This is a genomic window from Streptomyces sp. NPDC052036, from assembly GCF_040680495.1.
Taxonomy (GTDB): domain Bacteria; phylum Actinomycetota; class Actinomycetes; order Streptomycetales; family Streptomycetaceae; genus Streptomyces.
This window is the reverse complement of record NZ_JBFAWW010000032.1, coordinates 59,466-80,600: the sequence shown is the minus strand read 5'-3', so window position 1 is coordinate 80,600 and position 21,135 is coordinate 59,466. Positions and strand designations below refer to the sequence as shown.

Below are 21,135 nucleotides of genomic sequence, written 5' to 3'. Positions count from 1 at the left end.
CGCACACCCGCCGCCACGCGGCCCGCACCACCCCGCACCGGACCAGCGAGCCATCAGCCCCTGCCTCCACTGTGCGCCCACAGCCACGACGCCGCCCGCCGATCTTGCCCGGCCGCGGCTTCCGGGGCGGCGTCCAGCGGCGTGACGTGCGGCCGCGAGGGAACGGCCGCACGGGCGCCTCTCCCTTGGCCTGCACGAGCGGCAACCGGGGGGCTTCGTTTACCCGGGTGTGCACTGTTCGCTCAGGCGTCACTTGTGGTTCGACTCAAACCGATTGCCGCTCCCTAGATTGCAAAGGAAATGCATTGCCATGCCCATGGGAGGGTTTTGTGAACGCAAGCATGCGTGGTATGCGGTGGGGGGCGCCGGTCGCAGCGGCGTCTGCGGCAGTGGTGGCGACCATGGTGCTCAACCCGACGCCGGGTGCGTCCGCCAGTGCTCCGCCGAGCACGGCGAAGGCGAAGGCCCCCGTCGCGAAGAACGTCATCTTCATCAACGGAGACGGCATGGGCGCGACCGCACGTGAGGCGGCGCGACTGCATCTCGCCGGTCTGCAGGGTCAACTGACGATGGATCGTCTTCCGGTGTCCGGCCAGCTGACGACGACGCCGGACGACCCGAAGGCCGTGGTCACGGACTCCGCGGCCGCCGCCACCGCATGGGCCACGGGTCAGAAGACCTACAACGGTGCGGTCAGCGTCGACACCGACGGCAACCCGCTCCCCACGCTCGGGGCGCAGGCCAAGGCGGCGGGCAAGGCCACCGGCCTGGTGACCACCGCGCAGGTCACCGACGCGTCGCCCGCGGCCTTCTTCTCCAACACCGCCGACCGCGGCAAGCAGGACGACATCGCCCGCCAGTACCTCGAAGCCAGCAAGCCGGACGTGATCCTGGGCGGCGGCGAGGACTGGTGGCTGCCGGCCGGCACCGCGGGCGCGTTCCCGGACAAGCCCGCCGAGGACACCGGCGAGGGCAGCCGGGGCACGAAGGGCGACCTGATCGCCAAGGCCAAGCGCTCCGGCTACACGTACGTCAGCAGCGCGAAGGGCCTGGACAAGGCGCGCGGCGGCAAGCTGCTCGGCCTCTTCTCCAACGAGGAGATGTTCCAGCAGCGCCCCGAGGGCCAGGGCGATGTGTACAACCCGGTCGTCGACCTCGCCACGATGACCGGCAAGGCGCTGAAGACGCTGGACAAGAACAAGAACGGCTTCTTCCTCATGATCGAGGAGGAAGGCGTCGACGAGTTCGCGCACAGCAACAACGGGACGCGCGTCCTGCAGTCGATGCAGCAGTTGGAGAAGGCCGTCGCCGTCGCCCGTGCCTACCAGGCGACCCACCCCGACACTCTTCTCGTCGTCACCGGCGACCACGAGACCGGCGGCCTGGCGGTCGAGGAGAACGACACGACCGACGAATCCGGCACCGGCGTCTCCACCGAGGACGGTCCCTTCACGATCCACGGAAGCGACCGGACCTTCACGATCGACTGGACGACGTCCGGCCACACCAGTGTCGACGTCCCGGTGACGGCCGCCGGCCCGCTCGCGAACCGGTTCACCGGCAAGCACGCCAACACCTACGTCCACGACGTCCTGTCCCAGGTCCTGGCACCCCGCCGCTGACCTGCCCGACGGACATGTCTCTGTCCCGGAACGGCCCGGTCGTCTTCGGGGCTGTCTTCGGGGCTGTCTTCGGGGCTGTCTTCGGGACAGAGACAGAACGCCTGCGTCTGATGATCGACGCCTTCTACCCTGCCCCCGTGAACAACCGGTCTCTCAAGGGCACGGTCGTCCGCCTCGTCCCGTTGTCCCCCGACCACGCCGAGGCCCTCTTCCCGTCGGCGTCCCACCCCGAGGTATGGCGCTGGATGCCCCGGCCGCGTCCCGGGACCGTGGCCCAGCTGCGCGGGATGCTGGACGAGATGACCGCCGATGCAACCCGCCGCGGGTTCACGGTGCAACGCCGCGACGACGGCAGGGTGATCGGTTCGACCAGCCTGTACGACCTCGACCTCGCCGAGGGCCGCGCGGAGGTCGGCGCGACCTGGAACCCTGCGCAGCCATATGCGCCGCCAGGACGGCACCCGCCGCGACTCGCTGTACTACAGCCTGCTCGCGAACGAGTGGCCCACGGTCCGCGAGGCCCTGCGGGCCCGCGTCGCAGCGAAGACCACCGCGGCCTGACTTCGAGCGCCGGGTCCGTCATCGAGGGAACGCTGCGACGCGCGACCTGCACGAGCAGCCGACGACCCAAGAGCAGACCGCCACGGACCCTCGGTCACGAAGAGGAGCAGCCTCTCACCCGTGGGCGCGCGCTGAACCAGGGGCCGGTGTGGTTCTCACCTGGTGCGATGGCCCGCAGGTGTCCGTGCTTGTCCGCCGCTGTTCGTCGGCGTCCCCGCAGGTGCTCCCAGGCCGATCAGTGGCCCGTCGGCCGCCGGGGGTTTCCGCGGGTGGTGGTGTCAGGCGCAGCCGTGCCCGCGGGCGACGGCAGGCCAGGCCTCGACGGCGCCGCCGGTGCGTACGTACACCTTCGAGGGGTCTGCCGATGTCCACAGTTCCTCATCGTGCCAGTGGTAGCCGGTGTCCCGTGCGTCGGCGGGCAGTGTCGCGTTGCCGTCGTAGCGGAAGGTGAGCGTTCCGGGCGGCAGGACGCCCTTGGGGTCGCGGGCGTAGAGCCTGCCGCTCGCCGCCCTGCCGAGCTGGAGGAAGTGCGCCTGCCGCCAGTCGCAGTGCGCGGGGCCGACCGAGCTGTTCAAGAAGTACGCCTTCGATCCGTCCTGCGGGGCCGTCCCGCCGTCGCCCGGGCCCCACGGGTCGCCGGCGGCGCCGGAGTACAGATCCCCCGCACACTCCAGCGCGAGCCCGGCCGCCCCTGACGCCGCCTGGAGGGAGGCCGGGTCGTCCTTGCCGTCGGTGTCCCGGTACGGGACGTGCGGCGGTCCGCGGTAGGGCGCCACCGACGCATGGCCGCCGACCACCAGCGGCTCGCTGCGACCGTCGCATCCCGTCGCCCCCACCGCCACCAGGACCGCCACCATGCCCAGCCCGCCCGCTGCGCCCCAACGCATACCCACCCCTGCCCCCGCCCCTAGACAGTGCCGATCTGACGCACCGCCTCCCGAACCGGTTTCACACCAACACCGGCGCCCCGACCCGGTGGTTCAGAGAGCGGGGCGCTCGCCGGGGGTTCGTACCGGGCCCTGCGCGGCAAGAGCACCTGTCACCCGTAGAGCTTCAGCACGCCCTACATCTCAACCGGTGGCCAGGGATCGCCACTTATCCGCATGCATCGAAGGCGTCACCACGATGGCTTGGAAGCGTCCTGGCGTACGAAAGGTGATCACCAGCTCACCCGTCTCGTCACCGTCCCGCACGTCGGCGATCTCGGACAGGGAGATGCGCCAGCCACGGGCCCTGGCCTTGAGATCCGCATTCGCTTTGAAGTGGAAGTGGCCGTCGCAGACCTCCGCGACACCGGCAATCTCTTGGCGGGCGCCAGATGCTTCAAGCCCGGTCGCGTCGGCCATCAGAGCCCGCCCGGAGTTCACTGCATCGACGATCCGCTCAATCTGGGCGTTCGCCCTGCGTCTGCACCACCAACTGCGAACTCCCACCCGGTTCCCCATCCGTTGCTCACTGGACTCGCCCAGCAGTGTGCACGGCCAGGCTGGTCAGGCAACACGCGGGGCCACTTGGCCACACGACCACCGGGCCCGCCCCACGACGGCCCCAGACCGGACGGCCGCGATCCGCCATTTATGCGGTCCACATCGCCGCGCCCTAGCTCAGCGCCATCAGGACGATGACGGTCAGCAGAAGCGCACAGCTGACACTTTCCCCCCACGCGGAGTCGTCGAGCGCCGTCGCGAAGACCACCTGCCAGCACACGGCGACGGCAACCACCAACTGAGCCGAGCCGTAGAGGCGAACGCGGCGAACAGGACGCCGCCAACGCGGGAACACCCAGCCGTGGGTAATCGCCGCTACGCCCGACGCGGCGAAGAGCAACGCCACCAGAACAAGAGGTACGGCGAAATAGAGCGCCATGGCCCCTCCCCCACGCGTCGGCCCCACACCGACCTCGCCGCGATCATGACACCCGCCGCGCGCCGCGTCCACACGCTCCCGCAGTCCACGACGCTCCTGACCAACCGGACAGTCCTGGCTACGCCAAGGGCGACCCCCGCATCTCGCCGAAGAACCGGGGCCGCCTTTGCCCAACCCTCCGGCACTTCTACGCGTCCGTGTCCAGGGCCTGTCCGACGGGTCGCGTCACCGACCCCGCACCCGACAGCACTGTCACCCGAATGGCTCAACATGACGTGCCACCCACATGGGTGAAGATCAAGCTGACTAGTGCCCCAACCGAGGCAATCCGTGAAAGGGGAACCAAATGCGCATTCGGCGAATCCTCGCCCCCGTCATCGCCACGGCAGCCCTCGCCGGACTCGGCCTCACAGGCGCCGCCACCGCCGCCACCGCCGCACAGGGTGCCCCATCGTACGTCACCCCTGGTCAGTGCGAGCAGGGCGGCGGAACGGCCCGGATCGACTTGCCGGGCAACCCCTGCGTGGGCGGCAAATACGACGGCCAGGCGGTCGACTAAACCCCACAAGGCGCCCCGCAGCCACGCGCCGCGGGGCGCTCCCGCGCGAGCGTGGCCAGGAGAGTCGCAGGAACGTGTTCGCGCCTCCAAAGGGCGGCAAGCTCCGTGACGTACCTCTGCCGGACCCCGTGGCCGACGCGCTCAAGGAGCACATGAAGCGCTTCCCGCCTGTGGAGATCACGCTCCCCTGGAAGGTTCCGGGGCACGAAAATGCCTCCCACTCGCACTGTAAATGCAGGTGGGAGGCATGATCACATAACCTACTTCTTCTTGCCCTGGTTCTTGACCGCCTCGATCGCCGCCGCGGCCGCCTCCGGGTCGAGGTAGGTGCCGCCGGGGGTGATCGGCTTGAAGTCGGCGTCCAGTTCGTAGGCGAGCGGGATGCCCGTCGGGATGTTCAGGCCCGCGATGTCGGCGTCCGAGATGCCGTCGAGGTGCTTGACCAGGGCCCGCAGGCTGTTGCCGTGGGCCGCGACCAGGACCGTGCGGCCGGCCAGCAGGTCCGGGACGATGCCGTCGTACCAGTACGGCAGCATGCGGGTGACGACGTCCTTCAAGCACTCCGTCTTCGGGCGCAGCTCCGGCGGGATCGACGCGTAGCGCGCGTCGTTCGCCTGGGAGAACTCCGAGTCGTCCGGCAGCGGCGGGGGCGGGGTGTCGTAGGAGCGGCGCCAGAGCATGAACTGCTCCTCGCCGAACTCGGCCAGCGTCGCGGCCTTGTCCTTGCCCTGGAGGGCGCCGTAGTGGCGCTCGTTCAGGCGCCAGGAGCGGTGGACCGGGATCCAGTGGCGGTCGGCCGCCTCCAGCGAGAGCTGCGCGGTGCGGATCGCACGCTTCTGGAGGGACGTGTGGACCACGTCGGGCAGCAGGCCGGCGTCCTTCAGCAGCTCACCGCCGCGGACCGCCTCCTTCTCGCCCTTCTCGTTCAGGTTGACGTCCACCCAGCCGGTGAACAGGTTCTTCGCGTTCCACTCGCTCTCGCCGTGGCGGAGGAGGATCAGCTTGTACGGTGCGTCGGCCATGCCTCAGAGCGTAATCCACGCATTCCTCGCCTTGCCCGCCTGCCCGGAGGGCGGACGGCTGGTCCCTCTCCCGTACGACAGTTGACGGCATCTGTTAATTGAGTGGCCGACCCGAGCCCCGCCCTCGTAAGTTGTGCTCACCGCTTGAGGCACTTACGTTCGTGGGGGATCACACATGTCACTCGCCACCCTGAGGCGCGCCGCCCGGGAGACCGTCTCCGGGCTTCCCCGGGAGTTCTGGTGGCTGTGGACCAGCACGCTCGTCAACCGGCTCGGTGCCTTCGTCGCCACCTTCATGGCCCTCTACCTCACCCTGGACCGCGGGTACTCCGCCTCGTACGCCGGTCTCGTGGCCTCGCTGCACGGGCTCGGCGGCGTCGCCTCCTCCCTCGGGGCGGGGGTGATGGCCGACCGGCTCGGACGGCGACCGACCCTGCTGGTCGCCCAGTCGTCCACGGCCCTGTCCGTCGCCCTGCTCGGCTTCATGCGCGATCCTGTCGCCATCGCCGCCGTCGCTTTCCTCGTCGGCATGACCTCCAACGCCTCCCGTCCGGCCGTGCAGGCGATGATGGCCGACATCGTCCGGCCCGAGGACCGGCTCCGCGCCTTCTCCCTCAACTACTGGGCGATCAACCTCGGCTTCGCCGTCTCCTCCATGGCCGCGGGGTTCATCGCCGAGTTCAGCTATCTCGCCGGGTTCCTGATCGAGGCGGGGATGACGATGATCTGCGCGATCGTCGTCTTCGTGAAGCTGCCCGAGTCGAGGCCGGCGCCGCTCGCCGAGGAGGCCGGTGACGACGTGCGCCTCGGGACCGTGCTGCGCGACGGCCGCTTCATGAGCGTGGTCGGGCTGTCCTTCCTGGTCGCGCTGGTCTTCCAGCAGGGGTCCGTGGGCCTGCCGGTGGCGATGGGCCGGGCCGGGTTCACGCCCGCGGACTACGGTCTGGCGATCGCCGTCAACGGCGTGCTGATCGTCGCGCTCCAGATCCCGGTCACCCGGTTCATCGAGCACCGTGACCCGCGCCGGCTGCTGGTGGTCTCGTCCCTGCTCGCGGGCTACGGCTTCGGGCTGACCGCCTTCGCGGGGTCGATCGGCCTCTTCGCGCTGACGGTGTGCGTGTGGACCCTCGCGGAGATCGTCAACGCGCCCACCCAGACGGGCCTGGTCGTCCGGCTCTCCCCGGCGCACGGGCGCGGTCGGTACCAGGGCATGTACACCCTGTCGTGGTCCGTGGCCAGTCTGGTCGCCCCGTTGATGTCCGGTCTGGTCATCGACCGGCTCGGCGCCGAGTGGCTGTGGGCCCTGTGCGCGGTGGTCGGCACGGGCGCCGCGATCGGGTACGGGGCGCTGATGCGCCGCCTTCCGACACAGGAGACGCCGTCGGACAGCAAGAGGGCGGCGGAGCCGGAGGCGACGGGCGCGGAGGTCGGCGCGGCCTGAGGGGGGCACCCCCACCGAGGGCGCCCCCCTGCCGGGAACGCCCCCAACCTCTCAGGGCAATACAACTAGCGCGCGTCCCACACCTCGCTCTTCAGGAAGTGGTTGTCGTACAGCTCCTGCACCTCCAGCAGGGTCTCCGGGGGCACCTTGCCGAGGCCGACGCGCTCCAGATGGCGGAAGTACTCGAAGCGTTCGACGCCCGGCGTGACGACGATCAGGAGGTCGGCGTCCTGCCCGGGTGCGGCGGCGAAGGCGTGCGGCAAGCGCGGCGGCACGACGACCAGGTCGCCCGGCTCGGCGGAGAGGATCGTGTCGCCGGAGAGCAGCTGGGCCGTGCCGTCGAGCACGTAGAACAACTCGGCCGAACCGGCGTGGTAGTGGGGCCGCGCGCCGTCCGCGCCACCGGTGAGGGTGACACGTTGCGCGGACAGCGCTCCGCCGGTCGCGCTGCTGTCGGCCAGCAGCCGTACGGTCGTAGGAGCCCGGCCGACGGTCTCGGCGTCGGCGGCGCGGACGATCACGGATGAGTCGAAGGCCGGTACGAACAGCGACATGTCACATCCCCGGGGTGAGTGTCGGCCAGGTCAGACGGCGAAGAGCAGAGCGGCGGAGGCGAGCACCACGACCGCCGTGGCGAAGTGGATGCCGAACGCGACGGCCCGCGTGCCGCCGTGGCGGAGCACGATCAGCGTGTCGCCGAGCGGCACCAGAACGATGGCCAGCATGAACCAGGCCTCGGCGTGCGCTCCCACGAAGGCGAGCAGGGCGAGGCCCAGTATGCCGCTGACGCCGTCCCTGAGGCCCTTGATCTCCAGATAGGCGGCGTCCCCGTCGGGCTTGGCGGGCACGCCGTAGCCGGTGGCCGCCGCGCGGGGCTGGAACAGGAAGCGCGTGCCGATCACGAGGACGAACAGGTCGAGGACGACGGCGAGGACATAGGCGGTGGCGGTGAGCACGTCGGTCTCCTTGCTAGCGCTGCTATATGTAGGAGCGACGCTAGCATAGCCATGACAAATCTGCTAGCACTGCTAGAATCACAGTCATGACGATCCAGACGCGCCGTGAGCGCGAACGAGCGGAACGGGAACGCCTCATCGTCACGGCGGCACGGGAACTCGCGGAGACCGAGGGCTGGGACGCGGTGACCACCCGTCGTCTCGCCGCCGAGATCGAGTACAGCCAGCCCGTGCTCTACAGCCACTTCAAGGGCAAGGACGCCATCATGGCGGCCGTCGCCGTGCAGGGCTTCGAGGAGCTGGCCGGGCAGCTGTACGCCGCCCGCACCTCCGCGCCCTCCCCGCGCGAGGCCCTCGCCGCGGTGGGCCGGGCCTACGCCGACTTCGGCGAGCGGCGGCCCGCGCTCTACGACGCGATGTTCACGCTCGCCGTGGACCTGCCGTTCGCGCGGCCCGAGACCCCCGCCCCGCTGCGCGCCGCCTTCGACGAACTGCGCCTCGCCGTCACCCCGCTCGCCACCGCCGACGACGACCCGGGCGTGCTCACCGAGACCGTCTGGAGCGGTCTGCACGGACTGCTCACGCTGATGCGCAGCGGCCGTCTGCGCCGCGACCAGCACGACCGCCGGCTCGCCCTGCTGATCAACCGTTTCAGCCCGCCGCGGGAGTGAGGGCCCAGGCGGCCTCGTGCCTGGAGGCATCTGCCTCCTGCCGGGCGCGCGCCCGGCAGGAAGGGTCGGACGCCCCCTACAACTCCCGCTGCGCCTCGTAGAGGTTCCGCGGCCGGACCACGTCCGTCGTGCCGTACAGCTCCAGCCGGGAGTGCAGATCGCCCGTGAAGTCGGGCACGTCGATCTGGTCGAACTCCGTGACCTCGTTCAGGCCGACGGTCGCCGACCAGGGGGCCAGTCCGTCGAGCCTCATCAGACCGGCGCGGCCGTTGGTGACGCGGACGTTCCAGTGGGTGAAGCGGGCCCCGAAGAGGGGCCCGGCGGAGGCGTCCCCGCCGTGGCGGCCGTTGTTGTTCACCGTGATGTCCGTACGGACGTCGGCGAACGGCAGCCCGCGGTGCGAGTCGAACGTGCCCATCTGCATCTCGCCGCGTGACCAGACGTTGTACGAGGACAAGCCCTCCACGTTGATGCCGTGCAGCTGGGTGTTCGCCGGGGCCGGGACCGTGCGCTGCTCGATGGTGAAGTCCTCGATCAGGTTGTCGTGCGAGCCCTCCCGGCAGAAGTACGGGTGGTGCGAGCCCCGGCCCGTCACGCGGGTGCGGCGCAGCGTGCAGGAGGAGGCGGCGACCAGGCCGAAGCCGTTGTCCACGTTCGTGACGACGACGTCGTCCGCCCAGCAGTCGTACGTGCACTGGAACACGACGCCGTTGTAGCCCTTGTCGAGCAGGTGCGGGGACTGCGGGGTCTCGACCACCCGGAGGGTCAGGCCCTCCACGCCTGCGCCGGTCAGCGCCCGGACATGCGTCGTCAGCCGCGGGTCCCACTCCGGGCGCACATCGAGCGGCAAGGGGCGCTCGAACGTGACCTTCCGGCCCGCCACGCGCGCGATGCGCACGGGCCACTCATAGGGGACGTACGACGTCAGCTTGGTCTTGTCGTCCCAGTAGTACGCCTCCGGGCCCGGGCCGCCGCCGGCCATGTGCTCCAGGAGGGTGTGCCCGGCGTCGTCCGCGAGGCGGAGCAGGACGAGCTGACCGGGCCTCAGCCGCCGGGCGTCGGCGACCGTCACCGTCCAGGAGCCCTGCCGGGCCGGGGACACCGTGGTCAGCGTCTCCCACTCGTCGCGCTTGTTGCCGGTCCAGCCCTCGAAGGGCCACGCCTTCGCCCGGACGGCCGCGACCAGGGAGTCCCAACGGGCTGTCGGGGCCAGCCATATCAGGCCGCCGGCCCAGGACCAGGAGGACTTGTCGCCGCCGTACCGGGAGCCGTAGACGCCGATCAGCTCGGTGAGGTTCCTGGTCGCGTACAGCGTCGTACGGCCGCTGCCCGCGCCCTGCAGGACGACGTCGTCGTCGCCGATGCGGATGAGGCCGTCGATGCGGAACGTGCCGGGCGGGATGAGGACCGTGCCACCGCCGGCCCTCCCGGCAGCGGCGATGGCACGGTTGATCGCGGGTGCGCAGTCCGTCGTGCCGTCGGCCACGGCTCCGTACGCGGTCACGTCGGCGACCACGGGGCGGCGGGGGAAGCGCGCCGCCCCGCGGCGGTAACCGGCCCGGCCGACATAGGGGATCTGCGGGTGGGTGAAGGGCGTGCGGACGAACTCACGCCACAGCGCGGGCGCTTGGCCCTTCGGCGGGGCGGGTGGGGTGGGTGCGGCGGCCGTCGCCGTCGTTCCGGTCACGGCGACGGCCGCCACGGCGATGGCGCTGCCGAGCAGGCTCCGTCTGGTGATGTCCGCGTGCCCCATACCCATGCCCGATCCGCCTTCCAAGGATTTCAAGGACGCTCAGAGACGTGAATTTCCATGGATGTGAACGCTGTTCATATCGACGTCGGCAGTGAGCATGCCACGAGGCCCGCCGGCCGAGGAAGAGTCATGCAGGGATTGAAAGGGATGGACAGGTACGGTCCAGGCGGTCAGTCTTCGGAGCGTCGAGTCAGATGACTGAACGCGTCCAGATTGCGCGTCGACTCCCCGCGCGCCACCCGCCAGGCGTATTCCTTGCGGATCGCGGAGGCGAACCCCAGTTCCAGAAGGGTGTTGAAACTGCCGTCCGCCGCCTCCAGGACCGAACCGAGCAGCCGGTCCACCTCCTCGGAGGTGACCGCGGCCAGCGACAGCCTGCCCGTCAGATAGATGTCGCCGAGCGGGTCTACGGCGTAACTCACGCCGTAGAGCTTGAGGTTGCGCTCCAGCAGCCAGCGGTGGACCGCGGACTCGTTCTCGTCGGGGTGGCGGATCACAAAGGCGTTCAGAGACAGGGAGTGCCGCCCGACGATCAGTGAGACGGTCGTCGACAGCTTGCGCGTCCCGGGGAGCTTCACGACGTACGAGCCCGACTGCGGGCTCTCCCACTCCAGTTCGGCGTCCTTGAGGACCCCTTCGATGACCTGCGCCGCCTGCTGTTCCTCAGCCATGCGGGCAGCGTACGCGACGGGCGTCAGCCGTGGTGCGCACGCACCCGGCGCCGGTGGGCCCCCATGGCCTCGGTGTACACCCCGGCCGTCGCCGAGGCCGCCGTGTCCCAGCCGAACGACCGGGCATGCCGGGCCGCGGCCTCGCCCATACGGGCGCTCAGCTGCGGGTTGTCGGCGAAGTCGCGCAGTACGCGTGCGTACGCGGCGGGGTCGTGCCCCTGGACCAGGAATCCGGTCTCTCCGTGCCGGACGGCGACGGGCAGACCGCCGACCGCGGCAGCCAGGACCGGCGTACCGGCCGCCTGCGCCTCGATGGCGACCAGCCCGAAGGACTCGCTGTACGACGGCATGACCAGGACGGAGGCGGCGCGGAACCAGTCGGCGAGCTGCTCCTGCCCGACAGGCGGCCGGAAGCGCACCACGTCGGCTATGCCGAGCCGGGCGGCGAGCTTCTGCAGCCCCTCCGGCTTGGCGAGACCGCTGCCGCTGGGACCGCCCACGATCGGCACGACCATGCGGGAACGCAGCTCGGGGCGGTCGTCGAGGAGGACGGCGGCAGCGCGCAACAGCACGTCGGGCGCCTTGAGGGGCTGGATGCGGCCCGCGAAGACGGGGATCAGCGCGTCCTGCGGAAGCCCGAGCCGGGCGCGGGCGGCGGCACGGCCGTCGGCGGGCCGGAAACGCTCCAGGTTGACTCCCGGGTGGACGACGGCGACCTGGCCGGGGTCGGCCGCGTAGTGCCGGACGAGTTCGGCGGCCTCCTCGGCGGTGTTGGCGATGAGCCGGTCGGCGGCGGCCACGATCTGGGTCTCGCCGATCACGCGGGCGGCGGGTTCGGGGGTGTCGCCCTCGGCGAGGCAGGCGTTCTTCACCTTGGCCATGGTGTGCATGGCGTGCACCAGCGGGGCGCCCCAGCGCTGGGCGGCCAGCCAGCCGACATGGCCGGAGAGCCAGTAGTGGGAGTGCACGAGGTCGTAGTAGCCGGGGCGGTGGCCGGCCCAGGCCTGCATCACTCCGTGGGTGAAGGCGCACAGCTGGGCGGGCAGGTCCTCCTTGGCGAGCCCCTCGTAGGGTCCGGCGTCGACATGCCGGACGAGAACGCCGGGCGACAGCTCGACGGTCGGCGGGAGGGCGGCCGTGGTGGCCCGGGTGAAGATCTCGACCTCGATGTTGATCGCGGCCAGACGCTGGGCCAGCTCCACGATGTAGACGTTCATACCGCCGGCGTCGCCCGTGCCGGGCTGGTGGAGCGGCGAGGTGTGCACGGAGAGCATGGCGATACGACGGGGCCTGCGGTGCGACAGCCGGAGCCGGGGGGAAGCCGCCGGAGAGCGACGCCCGAGCCTGCTGACGTACTGGCTCACGTCGCGTTCCTCCTTGTTGCGTCCATGCCGTGTGCGAGGGACCGCACGCCCTCACAACCCTGCGAACGCCACGGCGGGGCGCTCCATTTCCCCTGCGGGTGGCTTTACTGAATCATTACCGGTTTCCGCTCAACCGTTCGATAGTCATGTGCAAGACAGTCATGGGAAGGGGGCGGTCTCGCCCGCGCTGCCGCCGGGCGGCCGGGCGGGTGCCGGGCGGGCGGGTGCCGGGCGGGCGGGTGCCGGGCGGGCAGGTGCCGGCTGGACGGGTGCCGGGCGGGCGGGTGCCGGCTGGACGGGTGCCGGGCGGGCAGGTGCCGGCTGGACGGGTGCCGGTTGTTCCGTCGTCCACAGGCCGCCCGCCACGTTGTCCACAGGCCGCCCGCCCTCCCCGTGCCGCCGCTTACTCTCGTAGGCATGTCAACCCGCGCCGCGTCCCGCCCCGTGGGTACGGTGACGCGCGGGACCACCAATCCGAACCGGCTGCGCCGGATGGACCGCTGGATCGCCGCTGTCCACGGCGCCGAGCTGCGCCGCACGGCGGACCCGGTGGCCGTCGACCTCGGGTACGGGGCCGCCCCCTGGACCGCGGTCGAACTGCTGCACCGCCTGCGCACCGCCGCACCCCATACCCAGGTGGTCGGGGTGGAGATCGAGCCCGCCCGGGTCGCGGCCGCGCGGCCGTACACCCGCGAGGGCCTGGCCTTCCGGCACGGCGGCTTCGAGGTGCCGGTGCCCGGCCGCCCCTGCCTCATCCGCGCCGCCAACGTCCTGCGGCAGTACGAGGAGGGCGAGGTCGCCGCCGTCTGGGAGCGGCTGTGCGCCCGCCTGGCCCCCGCCGACCCGGCGAACGGCTCCCGCGGCGGGCTGCTCGTCGAGGGCACCTGCGACGAGATCGGCCGCCGCCATGTGTGGGTGGCCCTCGGCCCCGAGGGGCCGCGCACGGTCACCTTCGCCACCCGCCTCGGCTCCCTGGACCGCCCGTCCGACCTGGCCGAGCGGCTGCCGAAGGCGCTGATCCACCGCAATGTCCCGGGCGAGCCCGTGCACGCCTTCCTGCGCGACTTCGACCACGCCTGGGCCGCCGCCGCGCCCTTCGCGTCCTACGGTGCGCGCCAACGCTGGATACGCACGGTCCGCCGGCTGACGGCGGACTGGCCGGTGGCCGACGGCCCGGCGCGCTGGCGCCAGGGCGAGGTCACGGTCGCCTGGGAAGCCCTGGCACCTCGCGCCTGAATCCCCTCCCGACCCCCTACCAACCCCTTCCTGACCTGCGGGGAACGATCTTCCCGCGTGCTTCGTCACATCCGCGGCGGATTCGCCGTACGAGGGTGGCCGAGGGGGCAGGGAGATCACCGTGCGCGGGTGACGGAGGGTGCGGGGACCGCCGCACGAGGGCGGCAGGAAGGACGGCCGTACGAGAGCGGCCGCGGGGTAGGGAGATCGTCGTACCAGGTGCGGCAGGCGAGGGAGTTTTTTGTGCGGTTAAGTCCCGCCTCTGTCGCTTTGTCCGCCGACATGGCACGATCCCCAGACGTCGCAAGTTACTGACGGTAAACCAGATTTGGGGGCGAAGTATGGGATCCGGGAAGCGGACCCTGACCATGGCGGCCATCGCTCTGGTCTGCACGGTCACCGTGCTGGGCGCGCCGGGCGCCGCGTATGCGAGCCCGGGCCGGCCGGCCCCGACACCCACTCCGCCCGGCGGATCGGCTCCGACAACCGGCGGGTCGGCCCCGGCGGCCGACAAGGAGCTCGAAGCGGTCCGCAGAAAGCTGGACACGCTGTACCACGACGCCGCGGTCGCCACGGACGCGTACAACGCGGCCGAGGAGCAGACCGAGCGGCAGTCGGCGCGGATCGTCGATCTGGCCCGAGAGATCGTCAAGGGCCGGGAGAGGCTGACCGAGTTGAAGGACCGCGCGGGTGCCGCGGCCCGTGCCCAGTACCGCGGCGGCGGGCTGCCGCCCCAGGTCCGGCTCTGGCTGAGCCACGACCCGCAGAAGTTCCTCGACGACGCGGGCACGATCCGCCAGGGCGAGCACGCGACCGAGGGACTGCTCGCGGAGATGACGCGCACCCAGGAGGACTTGAAGCAGTACGCGCGCGACGCCGCCGACCAGTGGAAGCAACTCGACGCCCACCGCAAGGCCAAGGCCGAGGCCAAGAAGAAGATCGAGGAGGAGATCGCCGCCGCCGAGAAACTCCAGTCCAAGCTGAAGAAGCAGGAGCAGGAGCGGCTGCGGAAGCTGGAAGAGCAGGCCGCGAGCCGGGCACAGACCGCCTGGCTCGACACCGGGATACTCAAGGACATCAGTACCAAGGCCTCCACGGAGGGGCGCAAGGCCGTGCAGTTCGCGAGCGACCAGATCGGCAAACCGTATGTATGGGGTGCCGAGGGTCCGAAGTCGTACGACTGCTCGGGGCTGACGTCCCAGGCCTGGGCGGCGGCGGGCACCGCCATCCCGCGCACCTCGCAGGAACAGTGGAAGCAGCTCAGACACGTCGAGATCAAGGACATGCGCCCCGGCGACCTGATCATCTACTTCCATGACGCCAGCCATGTGGCGATGTACGTCGGCGACGGCGCGATCATCCACGCACCGCGCCCGGGACGCACGGTGACGATCGCGGGCGCGGGCTCGATGCCGATCCTGGGAGTGGTGCGCCCGGACGCCGAGTGAGGGCCGGCCCGTCCGACGTGACGGGCCCCACGTGACCCGGCGCACGCCACCGCTCGCCCCGATCCCGCACCCGACGTGACTTTCGTCATCCCCCGCGATGTCACCCCTGTCCAACTGCGGTAGGGGATGCGGCATATGACGGCGGCCCGATGCCCGACACCACGCCGTCGGGCATTCCACTGCGGCCACGGCTACCGCTAAGGTCCCCGTCGGTGGGTCGAGGTCCCTCGTCCCGCCCGTGCCCTCGGGGGGAGGGAAGGAACCAAAACGATGCCCGCACCCGTACCGCGGCAGAGAGCGATCCCGGCCGTGGAGTGTGGTCAGGCTCAAGCCGTGTCCCCGCCGGGGACCCAGGCCGCACCGGGGCCGGCCACCCGTACCAAGGCCCCGGCCGACACACTCACCCTGCTGGTGATCGAGGACGATCCGACCGGCGCGCCGATCGTGCCCGAGATGCTCGACTCGACGGGCCGCCCCATCCGGCTGCGCACCGCCCGCAACCTCACCGAGGCCGAGCGGCTGCTCACCGACGACGTCCACTGCATCCTGCTGGACCTCGCGCTGCCCGCTCCCGGCCGGGCCGCCCGGGAGGACGACGAGCTGGCCGTGCTGCGGCACGTCCTCCGGCTCGCGCCCCGCCATGCCGTGCTGGCGCTGACCGCGTCCGGCGACGCCGAGCGCGGCACCGAGGCCGTGCGCGTCGGCGCCCAGGACTATCTGTTCCGCGACGAGCTCGACGGACGTCTGCTGAGCCGCGCGATCCGCTACGCGGTCGAACGCAAGCGGTCCGACACGGCCGAGCGACGGCTGACGGAGTCCAAGCTGCGGGCGCAGGAGAACGCCCGTCTGGAGCGCGGTCTGCTGCCCACCCCGCTGCTGGACGGCTCCTCGCTGCACTTCGCCGCCCGCTACCGCCCCGGCCGCTCGCGCGCGCTGCTCGGCGGTGACTTCTACGACACGGTGCGTACGCCGGACGGCACGGTGCACGCGATGATCGGCGACGTCTGCGGGCACGGCCCGGACGAGGCCGCGCTCGGGGTGGAGCTGCGCATCGCCTGGCGCGCGCTGACGCTGGCCGGTCTGTGCGGCGACGAGTTGCTGTCCACGCTTCAGCAGGTCCTGGAGCACGAGCGGCAGAACGAGGAGATCTTCGCGACGCTGTGCACGGTGGACATCGCGCCGGACGGCCGCCGCGCCGGGCTGTGCCTGGCCGGCCACCCGGCCCCGCTGATCGCCCGGCCGGGCCTGGACCGCTCCCTCGGCGGGACGCCCACGGCCGAGCTGCTGCCGTACGACAACAACGGCCCCGCGCTCGGTCTGCTGCCGCGTGCCCGCTGGCCGCGAACACAGGTCGAGCTGGGCCCCGCCTGGAGCCTGATGCTCTACACGGACGGACTCATCGAGGGGCATGTCGGCGAGGGCCGAGAGCGCCTCGGCCAGGACGGCATGGTGGAACTGGTCCGTCGCCGGCTGGCCGAGGGCCTGGCCGGCGAGGCGCTGCTGCGCGCGACGGTCAGCGAGGTCCGCGACCTCAACGGCGGAGAGCTGACGGACGACCTGGCGGTCGTCCTGCTCGACCGCGTGCCGTGACCCCGGGCACGGGCGGGCCTGGCTACCGTCCGCCGTTGTACGGGCCGTAGGGGCCGTCGCTGCTGCTTCCGCGGCGGCGACGGCCCCAGCCGCCGCCCGAGACCTGCCTGAGCGCGGGCCGGACGTCCACGAAGAACACGATCGTGGCGACCAGGCCGGCAAGCTGGAGGAAGAGCATCGGCACCAGCAGGTTCACGGCGACCGCGATACCGAGGATGATCAGCCAGAAGCCCTTGTTCTGCTTGTCCGCGGCGCGATAGGCGTCGTCGCGGTACAGCGCGGCCATCGCCAGTGCCACTACGGCGAGCACCAGCATGGCGAGATAGAGCAGCGACAAGAAGCCGCCGAATGCCGTCATCAGCACAATGCCCACCACCCGGGTCGAGTCCTCTGTACGGCCACCGTACCCGCCTCCGGCCGTCGTGTATCCGTACAACGGGCCGGGCACCGGTGAAGTGCCCGGCCCGCCATCGGTCTCCCGGCCTACGCGGGGCCGGTCGTACGGCGCCTACTTGGCCGGCGGGGTGGTCTTCTTCGCCACCGGCTTGCGGACCGGCGCCGACTTCTTCGGCGCGGTCTTCTTGTCGTCGACGGGCTCGGCCTTGGCCTCGGCCGGCTTCTGCTCGTCCTTGACCTCGACGGGCTCCGGCTTGCCCTCGACGGCGACGGCGAGGTCCTCGATCTCCTCGGCGGCCTCGCCGCGCCAGCTCTTCACGGCCTGCTCGCCGTGCTCGGCGACCTTCTCGTAGGTCTCACGCGCCTTGACCGCGTACTCGGCGGCGACGCCGACGCCGCGCAGGGCGATGTCCTGGGCGGTCTCGCCGAGCTTCTTCAGGTCGGCGTCGAGGGTGGTCCCGAACTTCTTGAGGTCCGAGTCGAGCGAGTTCAGGAACTCGCCGACCCGCGACTGGATGGTCTCCTGCGTCACCTTCACCCGGGCACTGGCCTCCTTGGCGCGGGCCGCGGCCCGCTCCTGGACCGCCTTCGGGTCGGTGTTGCGCACCGCGTCGATCCGGGCCGGGGCCTCGGAGCGCAGCTGCTCGACCAGGCCGGGGACCTTCCTGGCCTGCTGGATGGCCAGGTCGGCGGTGCCGGCGGCGAAGTAGAGCGGGGTCGGGTCGCTGAGGGTCTTGCGCAGGTCGTCGGTGATGGCCATGGGAACGGTCCTCCCGGTTCGGCTTTCGACTGAGGGTTTGGGGCGGTCCGCCGGTCGCGTTCAGGTCGTCCCGGCCGGTCCGGTCATGCCGGCCGGCCCGGTCGACGGCTGGTGCGCCGCGGGCCGGCATCGCTGTCGTCGGCCGTGCGGGGGCCGGGGGTGTCGGTGTCCTGGGCGTCGTCCGCCTCCGGAGCCTTCGGGGCTGCCCGGCCTTCCTCGTCCGCCGTGCCCGTCCGGGCGATCTCGACTCCGTTTTCCTTGCGGAAGGACTCGTAGATCTGGAGCAGCACCTGCTTCTGCCGCTCGGTGAGCGTGGGATCGGCGAGGATGACGGCGCGCGTCGCGCCTTCCTGTCGGCACTCCTCCCGGTCCCGCTCGGCGTCGAGGATGCCGGCCCGCACGTACAGCGTCTCGGCGGAGATCCGCAGCGCCTTGGCGACCTGCTGCAGCACCTCCGCGCTCGGCTTGCGCAGCCCGCGCTCGATCTGACTCAGATACGGATTGGACACCCCGGCGGCTTCGGCGAGCTGCCTGAGCGACAGCTGCGCATTGCGCCGCTGTTCGCGCAGATACTCACCGAGGTTGCCGACGTTGAGCGATGCCATGCCTCCACTGTGCCCCACCCGCGCTAACAATTGCAAGCACACCGCTTGCAAAAGTGCGCCGTGTCGCGGACGGCCACCGCCGAAACGATCCGCCCTCTCGAGCCGACGCCCGAACACCACCCGCAGGGCACGCTGTTGAGGGGGCACGAGCAGGCGCGCACCGCTGGACGCGGTCGTTGGGTCGTCGGCGGATCCGCAGGCCGTCGCGGCCACCAGGCCGGTGGACGGCCGGGACCCGTCAGGTGTCCGCCGTGACCACCCCGGCCCGCCGGCCGCCGTGCGGCAGGGCGCGGACCAGGTACGGGTTGGCCGTGGACCGGTCCGGCAGGCCCAGTGCGGCCGTGGCCTCCACCAGCGTCATCGCGTAGGCGTCCACCGCCCGGCGTACGTTCGGGGCCTCCAGGCTGTCGCCCGTCACCAGCCGGTCGAGGTCCACGTACGCGGAGCGGATGATCTCGATCCACCGGTACACCCGCCAGTCCTCCTGCCAGCCCTTGGTGCAGTCGTCCGGCAGACGCTGCGACCAGCGGTCCAGCAGCCGTCGGCGGATGTCCGGGCGGGTGGGCGTCAGATGCATATGGCGGACCAGGTCGTACAGCGGGTCCCCGATCATGGCCATCTCCCAGTCGATGAGGGTGAGGCCGCCGTCCTCGCGGCGTACGAGGTTCCATGGGTTGAGGTCGCCGTGCAGGAGCACCGACCGCCGCGGGGCGAGGATGTGGCGGGTGAGGATCTCGTCCAGCCGGACACTGTCCGGGAGTCCCAGTTCCCGGGCCAGGTCCCCGGTGTCCTTGGGCAGTTCGCCGACCATGCGGACCAGCTCGGCGCGCAGCCAGGAGTAGAAGTCCACGTCTCTGCATACGGGGTCGACCCGGTCACAGGGGACGTACGTCAGTTCGGCGAGCTGGTCGACGAGGTCGTCCGCCTCGTGCGGCAGCAGTCCGTACTCGGGGTGGGCGGGCGGCCGGATGCCGTCGGCCGGTCCCTCGTAGGTGTGGATGGTGAACTGCTCGCGCAGTCCGCTGGTGCCCAGCGCCAGGACCCGCGGCGCGCGCACCCGGACCCCGGTCTGTTCGATCGCGCCCAGCACCACGTGCTCGTTGAGGAAGCGCCGTTCGAGCGGGCTCGACGACCCGGTCTTCCGGCGGACCATGACCGGGAAGGCGACCCCCGCCACCCGCACCGCCGTGTTGAGGTGAGCCGTGCCCTTGAACACGTGGTCCGCCGACGCGGCCCCCTCCTCGAACAGCGCACGGCTGACCGCCCGGTGGGGGAAGTCCGGACGGATGGGAACCCGTCGGTCGCGCTCCCAGACGATCTGGGACATGGTGCGCTCCCGGCCGGCCCGGACCCCGTGGGACTCGTTCCATCTGAAGAGGACGCGTTCGATCGCCCGCTCGTCCGGCACGTGCTTCAGACGCAGCGGCTCCTGCGCCGCCAGCAGCGCACGGTGCACCGCCTGGGTGGCGGCGTCCAGGTCCCGCTGCTCGAAGGAGTCGCCGAGCGACTCGGCGGCGCGCATCACATCCGGATAGACGGACTGGGCGTGCTCGAAGGCCAGATAGTGCTTCAGGTCCCGGTCGAGGCCGTGGACGGCCTTGCTGCGCCGCTCCCCCATGGCGGTGCGCCAGGCCTCGACGACCTCGTCCCACTGGTGGCGCGGGTACTTCATGCGCACCAGATGGGTGGCGAGGTCGTGCAGGGGGTCGCCGTATGTCGCCAGCTCCCAGTCGACGCAGACCAGCGGCGGATCACCGTGGAAGGACACGATGACGTTGTCCCGGTGCAGATCGGTGTGCAGGAGGCTGAAGGGGCGGCTGATGAGCGCGGGCACCCGCTCCGCGAAGCGGACCATGGCGTCCTCGGGAATGCCCAGCATCGCGAACAGGCCGTCGAACCGGGCCCGGTTGCGCGCTCTGATCTGCTCCTCCGCCGCGAGGGCGAGGGCACGCAGAAAGGCCCTGCCGTCCCGGCCGGCCCGCGGCCAGGACACGGGCAGCGGCGGCAGATGCCGTCGTCGTACCTGGCTCATGTCCGCGAGCAGGCCGGCCAGGGCCCTGATGACGCCGGAGTCCAGCGGGGTGCTGTCCGGGCAGACGCTCGACAGCGGGACGCCCTCGACATGGCTGAGGACGGCGATGTCCTGGTACCTGGCGAGACAGCGCGGGACGTGCGGCAGGACGCCCCGGATCCGGTCGAGGATCTCCGGCTCGTCCTGCCAGGTCCTGATGACCACGGGCAGCGCGGACGGGATCCGCTGCCGCACCGTGACCGCCGTCCCGCCGTCGACCGCCACCAGGGCGGAGTCCCGCTCGGTCAGCGGCCTCACCCTGTAGTTCAGGTGGTGATGGCCGCGGTCGAAGGAGCCCAGCGCCCGGGCGTGGCGCAGAAACCTCCCGAACGCGTCGTCCGCCGGCCGCTGAAGAGCGCGGTGGTCAGGCACTGGCGGACGGCCCAACGGTGACTCCTGCATGAATGTGCGCCGCTCTCGATGTTCATGCGCCGCGAACGAAGTGGGCACACCCTAGGGCATCGGGCCCCATGCCGCAGGACGGACTCGGCATTCCCTGCGCATACCGGCGCTCGCGGCACCCGGAAGGGGCACGCCGCCGAC

General features: G+C 71.2%; 20 protein-coding genes and 1 pseudogene. 8 read left to right on the top strand and 13 right to left on the bottom strand.

Features of this window, described 5'->3' with window-relative positions; genetic code table 11:
- Nucleotides 1-401: 401 nt before the first annotated feature.
- Both AB0L95_RS32115 and AB0L95_RS32110 read left to right on the top strand, forming a co-directional pair.
- Nucleotides 402-1,622 carry an alkaline phosphatase gene (locus AB0L95_RS32115; protein ID WP_365167713.1) on the top strand — a complete coding sequence of 407 codons (1,221 nt, stop codon included), beginning with the start codon at nucleotides 402-404 and terminating at the stop codon, nucleotides 1,620-1,622.
- Between the two features lie 14 nt (nucleotides 1,623-1,636).
- Nucleotides 1,637-1,996, top strand: a pseudogene (locus AB0L95_RS32110) (GNAT family N-acetyltransferase); the annotation flags it as partial.
- A gap of 465 nt (nucleotides 1,997-2,461) precedes the next feature.
- Here AB0L95_RS32110 and AB0L95_RS32105 read toward each other — a convergent pair.
- The 3 genes from AB0L95_RS32105 to AB0L95_RS32095 form a co-directional block, all read right to left on the bottom strand.
- Nucleotides 2,462-3,070 (bottom strand): hypothetical protein, encoded by a 609-nt coding sequence (locus AB0L95_RS32105; RefSeq protein ID WP_365167711.1) that lies wholly within the window; start codon nucleotides 3,068-3,070, stop codon nucleotides 2,462-2,464.
- A 183-nt stretch (nucleotides 3,071-3,253) separates the two neighbouring features.
- Nucleotides 3,254-3,529: a hypothetical protein gene (locus AB0L95_RS32100; RefSeq protein ID WP_365167709.1), complete on the bottom strand. Its 276-nt coding sequence runs from the start codon at nucleotides 3,527-3,529 to the stop codon at nucleotides 3,254-3,256.
- 253 nt (nucleotides 3,530-3,782) lie between these two features.
- On the bottom strand, nucleotides 3,783-4,049 hold the full coding sequence (locus AB0L95_RS32095; protein WP_365167707.1) for a hypothetical protein: 267 nt from the start codon (nucleotides 4,047-4,049) through the stop codon (nucleotides 3,783-3,785).
- Nucleotides 4,050-4,395: 346 nt separating this feature from the next.
- On the opposite strand from AB0L95_RS32095, the gene AB0L95_RS32090 reads away from it, so the two are divergent.
- A complete protein-coding gene (locus tag AB0L95_RS32090) occupies nucleotides 4,396-4,608 on the top strand; it encodes a hypothetical protein (protein WP_365167705.1) in 213 nt (70 codons plus the stop codon).
- Between the two features lie 260 nt (nucleotides 4,609-4,868).
- Here AB0L95_RS32090 and AB0L95_RS32085 read toward each other — a convergent pair whose 3' ends face one another.
- Entirely contained in the window at nucleotides 4,869-5,630 is a 762-nt protein-coding gene (locus AB0L95_RS32085) for a phosphoglyceromutase (protein WP_365167703.1), read from the bottom strand.
- Nucleotides 5,631-5,805: 175 nt separating this feature from the next.
- Here AB0L95_RS32085 and AB0L95_RS32080 point away from each other — a divergent pair, with 175 nt between their 5' ends.
- On the top strand, nucleotides 5,806-7,071 hold the full coding sequence (locus AB0L95_RS32080; RefSeq protein WP_365167700.1) for an MFS transporter: 1,266 nt from the start codon (nucleotides 5,806-5,808) through the stop codon (nucleotides 7,069-7,071).
- Nucleotides 7,072-7,136: 65 nt separating this feature from the next.
- Here AB0L95_RS32080 and AB0L95_RS32075 read toward each other — a convergent pair whose 3' ends face one another.
- Both AB0L95_RS32075 and AB0L95_RS32070 read right to left on the bottom strand, forming a co-directional pair.
- A complete protein-coding gene (locus AB0L95_RS32075; RefSeq protein WP_365167697.1) occupies nucleotides 7,137-7,625 on the bottom strand; it encodes a cupin domain-containing protein in 489 nt (162 codons plus the stop codon).
- A gap of 30 nt (nucleotides 7,626-7,655) precedes the next feature.
- A complete protein-coding gene (locus tag AB0L95_RS32070) occupies nucleotides 7,656-8,027 on the bottom strand; it encodes a DUF4267 domain-containing protein (RefSeq protein ID WP_365167695.1) in 372 nt (123 codons plus the stop codon).
- 86 nt (nucleotides 8,028-8,113) lie between these two features.
- Between AB0L95_RS32070 and AB0L95_RS32065 the strand changes: the two genes are divergently transcribed.
- Nucleotides 8,114-8,698 carry a TetR/AcrR family transcriptional regulator gene (locus AB0L95_RS32065; RefSeq protein WP_365167693.1) on the top strand — a complete coding sequence of 195 codons (585 nt, stop codon included), beginning with the start codon at nucleotides 8,114-8,116 and terminating at the stop codon, nucleotides 8,696-8,698.
- Between the two features lie 76 nt (nucleotides 8,699-8,774).
- On the opposite strand, the gene AB0L95_RS32060 is transcribed toward AB0L95_RS32065, so the two are convergent.
- From AB0L95_RS32060 to mshA, 3 genes are all read right to left on the bottom strand, one after another.
- Nucleotides 8,775-10,457 (bottom strand): glycosyl hydrolase family 28-related protein, encoded by a 1,683-nt coding sequence (locus AB0L95_RS32060; RefSeq protein ID WP_365167691.1) that lies wholly within the window; start codon nucleotides 10,455-10,457, stop codon nucleotides 8,775-8,777.
- A 164-nt stretch (nucleotides 10,458-10,621) separates the two neighbouring features.
- Complete coding sequence (locus tag AB0L95_RS32055; protein ID WP_365167689.1) at nucleotides 10,622-11,122, bottom strand: YbjN domain-containing protein; 501 nt, start codon at nucleotides 11,120-11,122, stop codon at nucleotides 10,622-10,624.
- Between the two features lie 23 nt (nucleotides 11,123-11,145).
- Complete coding sequence (mshA, locus tag AB0L95_RS32050) at nucleotides 11,146-12,486, bottom strand: D-inositol-3-phosphate glycosyltransferase (protein WP_365167687.1); 1,341 nt, start codon at nucleotides 12,484-12,486, stop codon at nucleotides 11,146-11,148.
- 417 nt (nucleotides 12,487-12,903) lie between these two features.
- Here mshA and AB0L95_RS32045 point away from each other — a divergent pair, with 417 nt between their 5' ends.
- From AB0L95_RS32045 to AB0L95_RS32035, 3 genes are all read left to right on the top strand, one after another.
- Nucleotides 12,904-13,722 (top strand): class I SAM-dependent methyltransferase, encoded by an 819-nt coding sequence (locus tag AB0L95_RS32045; protein WP_365167684.1) that lies wholly within the window; start codon nucleotides 12,904-12,906, stop codon nucleotides 13,720-13,722.
- A gap of 341 nt (nucleotides 13,723-14,063) precedes the next feature.
- A complete protein-coding gene (locus AB0L95_RS32040; RefSeq protein WP_365167682.1) occupies nucleotides 14,064-15,170 on the top strand; it encodes an NlpC/P60 family protein in 1,107 nt (368 codons plus the stop codon).
- Nucleotides 15,171-15,440: 270 nt separating this feature from the next.
- Entirely contained in the window at nucleotides 15,441-16,760 is a 1,320-nt protein-coding gene (locus tag AB0L95_RS32035) for a fused response regulator/phosphatase (protein ID WP_365167679.1), read from the top strand.
- A 22-nt stretch (nucleotides 16,761-16,782) separates the two neighbouring features.
- Here the strand turns inward: AB0L95_RS32035 and AB0L95_RS32030 are convergent, their stop codons facing one another.
- The 4 genes from AB0L95_RS32030 to AB0L95_RS32015 all read right to left on the bottom strand — a co-directional run bounded on the left by AB0L95_RS32030 (nucleotide 16,783) and on the right by AB0L95_RS32015 (nucleotide 20,994).
- A complete protein-coding gene (locus AB0L95_RS32030) occupies nucleotides 16,783-17,124 on the bottom strand; it encodes a DUF2516 family protein (RefSeq protein WP_234518254.1) in 342 nt (113 codons plus the stop codon).
- A gap of 144 nt (nucleotides 17,125-17,268) precedes the next feature.
- Entirely contained in the window at nucleotides 17,269-17,916 is a 648-nt protein-coding gene (locus tag AB0L95_RS32025; RefSeq protein ID WP_365167677.1) for a hypothetical protein, read from the bottom strand.
- An 83-nt stretch (nucleotides 17,917-17,999) separates the two neighbouring features.
- Nucleotides 18,000-18,521, bottom strand: coding sequence for a helix-turn-helix transcriptional regulator (locus AB0L95_RS32020; RefSeq protein ID WP_365167675.1), 522 nt, complete (start codon nucleotides 18,519-18,521; stop codon nucleotides 18,000-18,002).
- A 238-nt stretch (nucleotides 18,522-18,759) separates the two neighbouring features.
- Nucleotides 18,760-20,994 carry an aminoglycoside phosphotransferase family protein gene (locus AB0L95_RS32015; protein WP_365167673.1) on the bottom strand — a complete coding sequence of 745 codons (2,235 nt, stop codon included), beginning with the start codon at nucleotides 20,992-20,994 and terminating at the stop codon, nucleotides 18,760-18,762.
- Between the last annotated feature and the right edge of the window lie 141 nt (nucleotides 20,995-21,135).